The organism is Trinickia sp. (assembly GCF_051954495.1).
In the GTDB taxonomy this organism is placed as follows: Bacteria; Pseudomonadota; Gammaproteobacteria; order Burkholderiales; family Burkholderiaceae; genus Trinickia.
In genome coordinates, this window is the sequence record NZ_JBQCHR010000052.1 from 99,524 (window position 1) to 113,797 (window position 14,274).

General features: G+C 61.8%; 6 protein-coding genes and 1 pseudogene. 1 reads left to right on the forward strand and 6 read right to left on the reverse strand.

Translation table 11 applies throughout. The features are described from left to right. Positions 1–62 precede the first annotated feature (62 nt). The 5 genes and pseudogenes from ACTHNR_RS08575 to ACTHNR_RS08595 form a co-directional block, all read right to left on the reverse strand. Positions 63–8,438: a two-partner secretion domain-containing protein gene (locus ACTHNR_RS08575; protein ID WP_440547158.1), complete on the reverse strand. Its 8,376-nt coding sequence runs from the start codon at positions 8,436–8,438 to the stop codon at positions 63–65. Positions 8,439–8,516: 78 nt separating this feature from the next. Continuing rightward, positions 8,517–8,612: pseudogene (locus ACTHNR_RS08580) on the reverse strand (ESPR-type extended signal peptide-containing protein); the annotation flags it as partial. A gap of 52 nt (positions 8,613–8,664) precedes the next feature. Continuing rightward, positions 8,665–9,570, reverse strand: a complete 906-nt coding sequence (locus tag ACTHNR_RS08585) for a hypothetical protein (protein ID WP_440547145.1) — start codon at positions 9,568–9,570, stop codon at positions 8,665–8,667. Positions 9,571–9,651: 81 nt separating this feature from the next. Further along, positions 9,652–11,316, reverse strand: coding sequence for a ShlB/FhaC/HecB family hemolysin secretion/activation protein (locus tag ACTHNR_RS08590; RefSeq protein ID WP_440547146.1), 1,665 nt, complete (start codon positions 11,314–11,316; stop codon positions 9,652–9,654). A 280-nt stretch (positions 11,317–11,596) separates the two neighbouring features. Then, entirely contained in the window at positions 11,597–12,085 is a 489-nt protein-coding gene (locus tag ACTHNR_RS08595) for an Lrp/AsnC ligand binding domain-containing protein (RefSeq protein WP_440547147.1), read from the reverse strand. A gap of 99 nt (positions 12,086–12,184) precedes the next feature. Here ACTHNR_RS08595 and ACTHNR_RS08600 point away from each other — a divergent pair, with 99 nt between their 5' ends. After that, positions 12,185–13,471, forward strand: a complete 1,287-nt coding sequence (locus tag ACTHNR_RS08600; protein WP_440547148.1) for a D-amino acid dehydrogenase — start codon at positions 12,185–12,187, stop codon at positions 13,469–13,471. A 320-nt stretch (positions 13,472–13,791) separates the two neighbouring features. Here the strand turns inward: ACTHNR_RS08600 and ACTHNR_RS08605 are convergent. Then, positions 13,792–14,274 (reverse strand): electron transfer flavoprotein subunit alpha/FixB family protein (locus tag ACTHNR_RS08605; RefSeq protein ID WP_440547149.1); only part of this gene is annotated, 483 nt, incomplete at its 5' end.

Below are 14,274 nucleotides of genomic sequence, written 5' to 3' on the forward strand. Positions count from 1 at the left end.
GGACTGAGTTCGGTAAGGCTCCACCGCAGCGGATTCTTGCCGGGCGAGTTGACGCCGTGGTATCAGTTGTACAGCCCCCCTCCGGCTTCAGCCATATCACTCAAGCCAAAGCTGAGCATCCCAGCGCCGGCTACGCACCCAATACCGGTAGTCGCGCAAATCGTCGCCCCTGTTTTTGCGGTAGCTCCTCCCACCACGATCTTCGTCACATCCTTGGCCAGTCCAACGGGATCTCGCTTCACTGCATCGCCGATCTTTTGCCCCGGCGTGTAGTTGAACAGTCCCGCCTCTTTTTGGCGATCCACCCAAGCCAATTCCGGCCCAAGCTGCGATGCCTCGAGCTGACTCACGTAGTTCGCGCTGTACTCCTCACTCCCAGGTTTGTATTCTGCCCAGCATTTCACCGCATAGCACGCCGCACGCGTAAGCCGGTATTTTTCGGTCTGATCACCACCGGGCTTTTCTGCGATGGCGTTCTCTTCCTTCTGGCGCAACTGCCGATTAAACCGATCCGTAGCCGCCGAAGTCAACGCCCCAGTTCCCCCGCCCGCTAACGAGCCGGCAGCACCGGCCAGGATGTTTGAAGCTAGATTCCCTAGCAGTTCGTCCACGTTTCGATTGCCGGTCGGCCCAGCGGCCTCGATCGACTGCGCAAGCTTGTCCAGCGTCGGCGCAAGCACCGATGACAAGCCCGCGCCTGCCGCTCCCCCGACGGCAGCTGCTCCCCCTCCGGCCAATCCGCCCGTGAGGGCGCCGCCAGCCACATGCAGCGCCGCGCGATACTTGCCGCCTTCCGCCCAATTTTCCGCGTCCCGTCGATATCGCTCTTGCAGTTCGGGGTTCGCTTCCTTGTCCGCCGCCTGCAACGCAAGAGCTTGCTTCTTCGCGGCGTACCGCCCCACCTCCCTGGCAATCGTCTCCGCAGCGGCCTGCGCCGCATCAATCCGATCGGCTTGGTTGCGCAGCACATTCTGCAAATCCGGCAGCTTCTCAACGGTGCCGTTCAAGTCCGTCACGTCGCGGTTCAACATCGCGATGTCTTGTCGCTGATTCGCCTGATCCACGATCGTGACGTTACCTGGGCTGATCGCACTCTGCGTGACCGCCTCGCTGCTTCCGTCTTCACTTATCGACAGCGGTAAACCGCCGCCGCGGTTTTTGCCGGTCGTGGCCCCTCGCGTCGCGTAATTGTTGCCGCCATCGCCAACGCTACCGCCCGCGCTCAACCCGAAGCTGGTGGCCTCATAGCTCGATCCGTTGCGAATGTCCGAGAACGACAACGTTCCCGTCGTTAACCGGTTCTCGTCCGCTGGAGCAGCACTCGCGATATACGCGCCCTTCAAATCCGTATTGCCCTTAACCGTGATGTCGAAACCGCCGGCGCCCGCCCGGATGCCCGATTGCTCGCCCACGCCTGCGTAATTTCCGCTTGCGCGGCCGCTCTGGTGGCTGATGCTCGCACTTCCCCCACCTTGGCTCACACTAAACCCGCCGCCCGTACTGGTTTGATGGGAAGCGCTATGAACCGTGTCCTGCACCGAAGCCACATTCAAGTTGCCGCCGATCTCGCCTATCACTTTGCCCGCGTCGACATTTGCCCCCACGATGTTCGTGTCGCCCCCACTGACGATCGTCACCGTGCCGCTCGCCGCGATATGCGTGTTGTTTCTCGTCACCGCATCCGAATTTGCGTCACCATGCGCGCGCGACATCGCGGCAGATACGCCCCAACCGTTCGTCCCGAACGATACCCCCACGCTCGCGCTGGAAGATTCATTCGTGCTGCGCGTGCTATCGGTATCCGTGCTGTGCAGTAGATCGACCCGGTTGCTCGCCTGCAACAACACGTCTTTCGCCAGCACCTCCGATCCTTCGATTCTCACGTTGCCTTTTCCCGCTGCCTTATCGCCCGTGGCCACAAATGCAACCTTGCCGCCCGCCTTCACCGTGCTGCCGTTATGCTGCGTGCTCTCCTCGGTAAACGTCGTCTTGCTGCGTGACGAGCCGAAACTCAATTCGACTTTCGCTTCGGGTTTCTGTCCGCTGGCCAGCGCCTGCGTTGCACTGCCCGCCGCGCCGGCCAAATCCGCCACCCCACCCGCGGCGGCGATTGCATGCAGCGCCGCGGCGCGTCCGTCCTGACTCCCCGCGGCCCTGCGCGCCTGTCCGTTGAGGTTTTGAATCGCATCGATCACCGGCGACTTGACAGCCAACGTGAAGCCCGAACTCTTCATCTCATGAGTCTCCTCATGATGACGATCCGACTGCGAGGCATCGATCGTGACGTCTTTTGCGACGCCTTCGATATCGCTCGCTGCGATGATGTCCGATCCCGTGATATGGAGCTTGTTGCCGGCTCGCAGCGAAACGCTGCCCCCAACGCTTCCGATCAAACTGCCCAGCGCGCCATGAGTCGTGTCGCGACTCGTATCGGTCGTTTGATTTGTTCCGTATGAGATCCCTGCGCCTGCGCTACCGAGCCCAGACCTCTTCACGTCTTTGAAGTGATATTCGCGCGTAGCTGTCCCAGCCGTCGTGATCCTTAGGTCGTTGCCCGCTTTAAGGCTCACGTCTCCCGCCCCCGCGATCGTAGCGGCATACGCCGTCAGATTCTTGCCAGCAGCGACGTCCACTGTATTACCTGAAAACACGGTTCCAAGCGCTTCGGTATAGCCGCTCGCGTCAATCGAATGCGTCGATTTCGACGACAGCAGGCCGCTCTCTTTCACACGGTGCTCGTCGTACGCGCTTGCGCTCTGCTCTCCGGCGCTCAAGTCGACGTCGCGCCCAGCGATGGCGAGCAAATCGCTATGGGCACTCACGTTAGCCGCGACCGCTTTGAGGTCGCGCCCCGCCAGTATCGTAAGATCGCCGCCCGATGCAATGGACGTTCCCGTGTCGACAGAAGCGCCGCGCGATGCCTTGTTCGTTTCGTCCCACTGCACGTGGTCCTCGCTGCTTTCGCGAACCGCAGCCAAGTTCGCGTCCCGCCCAGCCGACAGCAGAATATCGCCGGTCGACTCAATCTGGGCGGCGTCCGTATTCAAGTCACGTTCGGCCTGCACGACGAGCGTCTCGGCACGGATGGCCGAGATTCGATCGAAAGCCGTTGCAGCCCCGTTCGCCGTTGTAACGGAGCTCGTCGTGCTCGACAAGTTCACGTCGCGGCCGGCCGACAATTTCACAGCCTTCCCTTGAATCACTCCGCCTAGATTCGACAGATCCTCCTTTGCATCGGCTCGTACGGTCTGCCCTGCCACCGTTCCCACGTTGACGATTGAATCTGCCGTAACGATCGTCGCGCGCCGGCTGGCGATGGTGCCTGAGTTGGCAAACACCCCTTCGTTGTCGAGGGCGACGGATTCGCCCGCGACGATCGATCCGGTACCGGTCACGTCGGCTCGGTCGGCGCGCAGATAGACCTGCGGCGTCAATACCGTGTGACGCGTGCCATCCGCCAATACGACCTCTTGGTTCACGAGCCAAACGATGTCCTCGGTCAGCACGGACATTTGCTCATCGGTCAGGCCCGTCCCTACGTTCATCTCGAACCGGTTTGCGACCTTCATGCCGTTGGCCATCAGCGCCTGATATTGCGTCTGGTTATCGGTGTAGCCGCCGATGAAGCGCTGCCCGGTCGCCTCGATGATCTGCTTTTGAACGAGTTGCTGCTCCAAGAAGCCGTCGCCCAATCGCTTCTGCACCAACGCCGGAGCGACGCCAAGCGCCGCAACCATCCGATCGCTGGACAGCCAGCTCTTCCTATTCGTGAAGCGTGGGTCCGTTTCGATCAGAAATCGACTGCCCGGGTCGGAGGTCACTCGATACAGTGCGTTGCTCGGCAATTGGAAGTTCGCCTCGACCATACGGATCTCCGGCGCACGAAGCCGCGCATCGGCATCTGGGCCACGTGCGCTCACTGCTTCGAGCGATGCGTCCGGCGGCGGCACTGAAACGCGTCCGTCGATCGACGTCGTAAGCCCTTGCGCCGGGCGCATGCCCGAGACGCCACGCGCAGCCGACGCATCGAGCGCGACTCGCTTGACCGGGTCACGATTCGCAAGCGGCACGGCCGCGATGGGCAGGTCGATCTCCCGCTGAGGAATCGGCGCCGCGTAGGGCTGCGATGCGTGCTTGCGTGTATCGCCACGAAATGCGCCGCCCGATTCCACCCACGTCGATATCGCCTCGCCTACTCCCGCGAACGTCTCGATACCCTTCGGCTGGCTGTTGTCCTTGATGGCGTTGTGCGCATATGCGCGTCCACCGGCCAAGATCTGACTCTTGTCGTTGACGCCCGATTCCGCGTCAATAGTCAAGTCGCGTCCGGCCGAAATCCTGCCTGGCTGAGTCGCAATGACGTGGTCCTTCGTGGACTTAACATGGACGTCGTATATCGTCCAGCGTTCGACACTGCGACCCGCAACGTCCCGGTTGTACGCGTTGATCGCTTGGGCAAGCGCCGCGTAGGACCCCGTAAACGCCTCATACCATTGCTTGAAAGGCCCGCAACTTTCCGCCGTGGCCGTCACGCACGATTCTTGCCGAGGCTCTATTGCGCCAACTGACGCCGAACGCGCGACCGGCACATTGAGCGAGTACCAGTCGGGTCCCAATTCGCGACGCTGCGTCCAGTTTTGCACCTCGTAGTTGCCGGGTTTGATAAAGGTCGGATCCGGCGGCAAAGGCGGAGGTGCGACACCAAATTTCGCCCACATCTCATCCGGTACGGAGCGAAATGTCCCCACACGGTTCACGTCGCCGTTAAGCTCATACTCGCCGTCGAAGCGCCACTGTTTTGCAGGATAGCTAACGCGATCGATCGTTCCCGCAATGCCGTTTAGGGTGTACTTCGCATATTCGGCGGCCGGGTATTGCGTCGACGGCAGCAGCAAGACCTTCTGGTCATCGCCGTCCAGCGACCATCTATATTCCGCTCCGGGGCGAATGTCGTGCGAATTGCGGTGATAGAGATACACGTCGGCCGAGTCGATTCGCTCCGTCGCACCCGAAGTCGTGTACCAAATGCGTCTACCCGCATCGGTCGTAACCTTTCGCGTCTGAAAGTTGGCGTTGAGGTTCTCGAATCGCTTAGCCGCGATCGTCATCCGCCCTGCCGCGTCAACTACCGAGCCGATGTTGGTGAACCGCTCGGAAAGCGCGGTGGATGCCTTGCCGTCCGCATCCAAATCGCCGCCCGTCCGAATATCGTTCGACGCATAAATCAGGCTGTTACCCTGATTGTCGATCTCTTTCGCACCGATATCGATATCCCCACGCGATGCAATGGCCGCCCCCACGCCTTGCGCGTCGGCGCCATTGCTGACGACCGGTGCGTCGATCGCAATGGAGTCGCCATAGATCCGCCCGTGGTTCGCCACCTTGTTGTCAGCGTCGATGCGCGTCGCGCCGCCGTCGATCACACCTGCGTTTATCAAAGACAGCGCGGCGCGCACGTGCGTCCCTCGATCACCCGTGATTTCGCCCGCGCTTTCATTCTCGATGCGCTGCCCCGAGACGCTAGCCACGCCTCGCGCCGTTATCGTTCCACTATTTCTCACGTCGCCTTGAGCCTGGGCTTTAAGATCGTTTCCGGCGACGATCGACCCCACGTTCGTCAAATCGCCACGTGCTTTGATTGCGACGTCGCCTTTCGATTCGATACGGCCGTCGTTGTTCAACGCGCCGGTCGACAGCTCGAGCGCCCGCTCGCCATTGATCTCGCCACGCGTGTTCTTTAACGTAGCGTTGGAATCGACAAGCACACGCCCAGATGAAGTGATCGCGCCATCGGTGTTGTTGATTTCAGGGGCGGCCAATTCCGTTTTCCGATCGGAGCGAATGGATCCTGTAGCGTTGTCGATGCCGGTCTTCGCCATCAGCGATACGGTTTCACCTTCCATCCCGGCGGGCAATGCAATGCCCCCGTGCGCTGGGGCGAGTGTGGCGTCTTTCGTCTCGTCGTTCAGGATCGTATCGCCTGTTACGTTCAATGCCTTCCCCGCATACACGGCGCCCCGCGTATTGTCGATCTGCTTGCCTTTGACGGTTACGTCCGCGTCGCCGGCAATCCGACCGGCGACATTCGACACACCCCCGACCGCTTCGAGATCGAGTGCACCGTGCGAGAGGATTGCCCCCTGATCGTTCTCGACCGATTGTGCCGATACGCGAGTGGTATCCGACGACGCGATCAGCCCGGCCGAGTTCTTGACCTCGCCCGCGGAAAGGGTCACGCCTTGAGCCACAACGCGACCGCCGCGCTCAGCGCCCTCCGCGGCACCGTTGTCGAACACCCCGCCGTGCGTTTCAAGCCTCGCAGCGCCGCCCGATCGAATCAGCCCAGAGCTATTGTCAAGCGCGCTCGAGTCGCTATCGAGCCGCCGCGCCGCAATGATCACGCCGGTGGTGTTATCGACAAATCCAGTTCCACTTTGCAGGGTAACGTTTTCCCCCGATACCGTTCCAGACGTGTTGATCAAGCCAGCGTTCGCTAACAGCACGTCGCCGCCGGCCACGAGTTTGCCCCTCGCGTTATCAGTGGTTTTTGTCGTCTCCACCGACAGCGTCCCATTGACCGATCCTGCTACGCCGTCCTGGTTGATTAGCGTTTCGCTTTTGATTTTCGTTCTATCCGCAGACGCAATCCGGCCCTTCACGTTATTCAATTGGCCGTCGACAGTCACATCGATCGCGTTGCCGAGCGCACTTCCGGAACCATTGTTCAAACTCTCGGCGGAAATCGTCAATGTGCCGCCCGCTCCGAGCGTACCGGCGGCATTGTTCAGCTCGTGCGTCGTCGTGATGCGCGTGTTCCCGGCTAACGCATCGATCCTACCGTCCCGATTCGATGCGATCGACGCTGCTTCCAAGCTCAGTCCGCTTGCACCGAGCAGACTCCCTTGTACATTCGTCAGCTGACCGGATGCCGACACATGAAGTACGTCGGCTAGGCTACCGATGCGCCCCGAATCGTTCTTGAGATCGTTTGAAGAAACGTGCGTTCGCGCAAGACCGACAAGATCACCGCCCACGTTGTCGAGCTCACCCGCGGCCACCGTTAACGTGTCGCTAGTCACGCTGCCCGCTCGATTGGACACTGACAGTGCGTCGATCTTGGCTTCCGCCAATGCGTCGAGCGCACCGGCGTCATTGATGAACGCACCGCCGGATTTCAGCGTTGCATTGAAGGCGGTCGCAATCACGCCTCGCGTCGTGAGCGACAGTTCGCCCGACAGATTCAGCGCGCTTGCCGCGTAGACGGCTCCGCGATCGAGTGAAACTGTACCCCCGGTCACATTGACATTGTCACCGGCGGCGAGCCTCCCGCTGCTCGATACGTCGACGCCGTTGAGCGTCACACTGCCCGGCCCAGAGGGCCTGCCGTCGACGACTACACCCGCCACGATGTCGCCGCTATTCGTCACGGCGGCGGCCCTGATATCGGCATTGGACAGCGTCGCGATGACGCCGCTGTTGTGAAGCGACGCTGCGGCGCCAAGGCGAACGGCTTCGCGAGCCACGATCGCCCCATCGTTCCGCAAGTTCGGCGCGGCGACAGCCACGCCCCCGGCCGCCTGCATGCGTCCGGTCGATCCGATCGTAACGTTGCCGTTTGCCGAGAGTTCGATAGTTCCGGTCAACGAACTCACCACGCCTAAGGCGTGCACGCCTACGCCCGCTTCGGTGCCAATCAAGCGCACGCTGTTGGCGTACATGCCGCCAAGCAATTGGACATCGATGGCAATGCCCGGTGCGTCTCCTTCGCCGCCTTGCGCCATCGCTACGTTTTCAGCATAGGCAACGCGATTCGCGCCGGCCGTCGCGGTGATCGTATCGGCCCATATTTCCCCATTGATCTGCATCGCGCGTGCGACGAGGTCGATCGCACTACCGCGCGCATCAAGCCCCGCGCCCGAAACGCCGAGCCGGCCGCGGCGAACATCGAACCCCGCGAGCGATCCGTCGGCATTGAAGGCAGGATGCGCCGTAGCCAACGATACGCGAGGGGTGTTGATGAATCCGCAGCCCGAGCATGTGATCCCCGCGGGATTCGCAATCACCAAGTTGGCGCGGCTGCCCGCGATTTCCGTCACGCCAAGCAACCGCGTGGGGTTGCCAGACGTGACTTGGTTAATGATCAAACGCCCGGGGGCATGTCCCATCAACGGGTTGCCCGGCACCCAGCCGGCAATTTGCGTCTGCGTACTCCGTGGCGTGTTGACGATCACCGCACCCTTCGAGCCGACGTTGTACTGCGAGAACGAATTGACGGAAACGCCTGCCTGATTCGGCGCGACGATGTTGACCAACGGCAGGCCAGACGCAGACACGCCTATCACCGGGCGGTTCCCGCTGGTTCGGTCTGGCGTCATCGGCAGCGTCGCCTGCGCTTCGACGATGAAGGGTTGCATACCCCAGACGCAGAGCGTAGCCAAGACGATTGCGCGTGCGGCAGGCCACCTCGACGGGCGGGAATCATTCGAGGCAAGGCCGTCCGTGCCCTTACGACGCCACCTCCGGCCGCCGCCGTGCGACGACGCATGTTCCTCGACCGGCACGAGCATACGACGCTCGTCGCTGAACACCAATCGATATATCCCTGAATTCATGGCTCGCTTTTCGCAGGCAAACAGAACTTGAAACCGCACGCGCAAACATCGGCTATTCAGCCTGCTCGGATTCCCCTCGTGCGCAACTGAGCACCGCCAACCCGTTGATCAGGCCAGCGGTAGGCGCGTGCACGCCATATGAAACGGCCAAATAGGGTTTGTCGGCGGCGGGCCCCAAGAACGTCGTACTCAGTGACGTCCGGGTCGCGCGCGACAAGTACATGGCGCCTGCGGGGACAATTGCCGCGAAGGTCTGATCGAGGTCGTTCCCAACCGAGTACCTAAGCGTCACGAAGATCGAGCGCTCCACGCGACCCCGCGAATCGGTGGTCGCCGTTGCGACAGCCTCGGCGCCTTTCAACACACCGGGAGCCGTGTTCCCATCGCTCGTCGTTGGCCGGGTTGCAGCTGCGAGTGTGCAGCTCAGTTTTGTTCCTTCGACGAGCCTTACGTCGACAGGCGCACCCACTGCCCATACTCGGCCTTGATTCGCGTTATAGGACTGCCCCGCCGAATCGCCGCCGGCAGTCCAACGCCCAATTGCGAAGTGGCCGTTGCCGGCGATGTCGGTCACGGTGCCGCTCGACAAACTGAGGGTCTCCGATCCCCATGGCAATGTCGTAAAAGCGCCGGGCGCGTGCGACTTCAGCGCGGAAGCGGGCTGTTCGCGACCAACGAGCCGAAGCTTGCCCTGGGGAAGCGTCCCGTCGGCATTCCATGTCGCAGGGGGAGTCACGATCGCAACCGTCTTGATGTCGCTCGACAGGTTCTTCGACTGTCCCTCGACCTTGATGGAAGACGCATGTTCATGCGCAACTGAGCTCGTTGGCGCGGGGACCGGTCCGGCACCACCACTGCCTCCTCCGCCACCACATCCCGCGAGAACCCATGCCGAACACACCGCTGCCTTCATTGCCGCTGTGCTGGAGAACCTGCGCCCTCCGATCCCGTTTTCCATATGCCTATTACCCGTATTTTTGCTGCTTCGATTGAGAATGGCGCGCGAAAGCGCACCGCTTGATAAATCCGCGCGCGGGAACTAAAACATTGAGCTGATCTGGAACAGGAACGTCGGCGAACTACCCATGTGCGCGGGCCTCGACAACGGCCAGCCCACGGAAACGTCGTAGTTCATCGTCGCAGCCGACAGACTCCTCGGGGCAATCTGCCCTCTGATGCCCAGTACCGCGCCAATCAGAGTCCGGCCGGTAAGAAATTCGACCGCAGGACCGCTGACCCGGCCGGCATCCACCGCGCCGTACACGGACTGCGTGCCGATCGGCGTCGGCAGATACCAGCTCCATTCATTCGAGACCGCCCAGCCGCTCTCTGCGGCCAGGGTTGTCTGTTGGTTGAACCCTCGGACCGAATAACGCGTACCGATCATGAAATAGTCGGCCGGCATCAGCGACGTGAGGGCATTCTGTTGCTTCCACTCGAATCGATAAGAGAACGGCTGATTGCGAATTTCGAAAGGAATTTGGGCGCTGATATCGACTACGGTCAGTGCTGTTTTTCCATTGAAGTTCGGCTCGTCCAGCACCAAGCCTCGTGTCTTCGACAAGCCGGGCAAGGAGGCGCGCCACGAGATCCCGCCGCTCAAAACGATGTCGCCTAGGTAATGACGATGGGATAGGCCTAGTTCGTACCCGATGATGTCGCGCGTCTGGGCAGAGAGCTCGACTCCGTCGTAGGTGTTACGGTTGCTCTGGCGATACAACCCGCCGTGAGCCTCGGTACGCGCATGAGCATTGCGAAAAACCACCGCGGAAAGGTTCGCCTGGAACTGCGACTGCACACCGCCGTATAAAAGAGGACCTTCGAAACCGGGCACCGACTGCTTGTACCTTGAGCGACTCATGCTCATCGCAAACATCGCATAGCCGATCGGCACGCTGTAGCTTGCGAGGACGGACTGATTGCCTTCGCCCGGCGCGCCGAAATTCGCGTTCGTCGTGCCGGCGATCTGCAGTTGGTCGTAGAGATGAAAGGGCGAGTCGTAGGTGAACGCGCCTGACAACGCGGTCTTACCCGTCGAATTCAGCCCGCTGTTATCCACCCCGAGCATCGCATGCCACCGCTTGCGCGGTCCCACATGCAGCAGCAGCTCCGAATCCCCTGGTTGCGCTCCGGGTACGATGTCGAACGTCGCGTCGGCCTGAGAGGGCAGGCGACGCAGATTCTCGAGCCCCTGGTCGATGTCACGCTGGTTGAGCCATGCCCCGGACGAGGTCGGCAAGGCCGCGCGCAACCAGCCTATGGTCGGCTCGTCGGCTCGCGTGCCACCGACACGGCCCGGCATCACCCGCAGAGTCAGCGTTCCTGATTGAATCGATTGCTCGGGGATCAGCACGCGCGACGTAACGTAACCACGTTCGATCAACGCATTGTTCGCGACATCTTGGATCTGCTTGAGCGCCGTCTTGCCGACGCACTGGCCAACCACCGGCTGCAGCGCGCGGGCCAGCCAATCGAACTCGTTGCCTTCCAGTACGAGCTCGTTGATCGCGAAACAGGGATTGTCGTGAGGCAAGCGCGCGACATTGATCGCCGGTCGCGGCTCTCCGGTCGAAGATAGCACCGTCGGCCGACGGTTCAGATCCTTCGCCGCCTCCGCTTGCTGTTGCTGCAGCCGCTGAATTTGCGCACCCGGCGCGGAATCCGAGGGGGCAATGCCCTGTGCTTGCCCGGAAGCGCTCGCCAAGCAGCAGCTCCACGTTGCAAAAGCAAGCGAGCGCCGCGGCGGGCGTGCAAGAGCACTGCGAGGTTTGGAGATCGAAAACAAATCGGTCCACGTTCAGGCGAAAACGCGGACTTTATATTTCGTGGAAGGGCTTGTGATCGCCAGAACCGAAAACTCGGACGGAGAGAAATCGCGCGACGGGTGTTGCTAGTCCGGCGCTATCCCGAATCCCGTGCTGCGAGCGAGTCTAAGCATTTGAATGCAGCGGGCGCCCGATCTAACGCCCCAACGCCCCAACATCTCAATCGCCCACCGCGATCGCCAGTGTCTCCTTGATCTCTTCCATGACGACATAGCTCTTGGACTGCGCGGCGCCCGGCAACTGAAGCAGGATGTCGCCGAGCAGCTTGCGGTAGTCGGCCATCTCGCCGATGCGCGCCTTGATGAGGTAGTCGAAATCGCCGGAGACGAGGTGGCATTCGAGCACCTCGGGAATCTTCTGCACCTCGCGCCGGAACTGGTCGAACATGTTGCCGCCCTTGTTGCCGAGCGTGATCTCGACGAAGACGAGCAGCGCCGCCCCGACCTGCGCCGGGTCGATGCGCGCGTGGTACCCCATGATGACGCCGTCGCGCTCCATGCGCTTCACGCGCTCGATGCAAGGCGTAACCGTCAGCCCGACCTGCTCGGCCAGGTCCTTCATGGCGATGCGGCCGTCCTGCTGCAGCAGCTTCAGGATCTTATGGTCGAGCTTGTCGAGCTTGCGGACGGGCTGGCGTTGCGTTCTCATGGTATTTCAACCAAAAATCAGAAAACTACAGGAACAAAAACTGCTTTTGTAGCAATAGTATAGCGCCATCAACTGGACTTATCGGTATTTGGAGCAGCTATGCGAGTCGTCGTTCTGGGCAGTGGCGTCGTCGGCGTGACAACCGCGTATTACCTGGCCCGCGCCGGTCATGAAGTTACCGTGGTCGACCGCGAAGCCAGCCCGGCGCTCGAAACGAGCTTTGCCAATGCCGGCCAGATCTCGCCCGGCTATGCCGCGCCCTGGGCGGCTCCGGGGGTTCCGTTGAAAGCAGTGAAGTGGATGTTCCAGAAGCACGCGCCTCTCGCAATCCGTCTGGACGGCACGCAGTTTCAATTGCGCTGGATGTGGCAGATGCTGCAGAACTGCACAGCCGAGCGCTATGCCGTCAATAAAGGCCGGATGGTGCGCCTCGCCGAATACAGTCGCGACTGTCTTCAGGCGTTGCGCGCCGATACCGGCATCCAATACGAAGGCCGCACGGGCGGTACGCTGCAGTTGTTCCGCACGCAGCAACAGCTCGACGGCGCACAAAAAGACATTGCCGTGCTGAAGGACGCCAACGTGGCGTACGAGCTCTTGAGCCCTACCGAGCTCGCACGCGCCGAGCCGGCGCTCGCCGCCGTCTCGCATAAGTTGACGGGCGGTCTGCGGCTGCCCGGCGACGAAACGGGCGACTGCCAGCTGTTCACGACGCGGCTGGCCGCGCTCGCCGAATCGCTCGGCGTGAAGTTCCGTTTCAATACGTCGATCGATGCACTGGAAACCACGGGCGAACGCATCACCGGCGTGCGCTGCGGCGGCGAAACGCTGCGCGCGGATGCCTATGTCGTCGCGCTCGGTTCGTACTCCACGACGTTGCTGTCGGGCCTCGTGAAGATTCCCGTCTACCCGCTCAAGGGCTACTCGATCACCGCGCCCATCGTCGATGCGGCCAAGGCGCCGGTTTCGACGGTGCTGGACGAAACCTACAAGATCGCCATCACGCGCTTCGACGATCGCATCCGCGTGGGCGGCATGGCGGAGATCGTCGGCTATGACAAGAAGCTCCGTCAGGCCCGCCGCGAGACGCTCGAGATGTGCGTCAACGATCTGTTCCCGGGCGGCGGCGATACGTCGCAAGCGTCGTTCTGGACCGGCTTGCGCCCGATGACGCCGGACGGCACGCCGATCGTCGGCCGTACGCCCCTGTCGAATCTGTTCTTGAACACCGGGCACGGCACGCTCGGCTGGACGATGTCGTGCGGCTCCGGCCAACTGCTGGCCGATTTGATCTCGGGCCGCCGCCCGGCCATTCAAGCCGATGACCTGTCCGTCCATCGCTATCTCGGCGAGCGTGGCACGGCGCATCGCCCCGCTTACGCGTAACGGCTCGCGCATATCCTCAGTAGCCGGCTGCAGCACCGACGGCGCCCTAACCGGGCGCCGTTTGTTTTTTCGTCCAGCGGATTCGGCGCTAGGCGTGCGCCGGCAATCGTTGACGCTCGCTCGACACTCGCGACCGTCGAGTGAGATGGATCGCCAAGTCGGGGCGTTTATGTGCCGAAGAAAAACTCCCTAAACTCGACATACATCGGCTGCAACACCGAGCTGAATGCTTCCGGCCGTAAGAAAAAAAGAGGCGCCGCTTTCGCGCACGCCCCTTTTTTCATTGCCGCAAGCGCCCACTTTCGAGCGCGGCTCGCTTCTTAACCCAACGCGCTCACCAACTCCGGCACGAGCGCGAATAGATCGCCGACGAGACCGTAATCGGCCACGCTGAAGATCGGTGCTTCCGGATCCTTGTTGATCGCCACGATCACCTTCGAATCCTTCATCCCGGCCAAGTGCTGAATCGCGCCCGAGATGCCCACCGCCACGTACAGCTGCGGCGCGACGATCTTGCCCGTTTGGCCGACTTGATAATCGTTCGGCACGTAGCCGGCGTCCACCGCCGCGCGCGAGGCGCCCAGCGCCGCGCCGAGCTTGTCCGCCAGCGGCTCGAGCACCTTCGTATAGTTCTCGCCGCTGCCCAGGCCCCGTCCGCCCGACACGATGATGTTCGCGCTCGTCAGTTCCGGACGGTCCAGCTTCGTCACTTCACGGTTCACGAACTGCGAGACGCCCGCGTCAGCTGCCGCATCGATCTTGTCGACCGATGCGCTGCCGCCTTCGCTTGCTACCGCATCGAA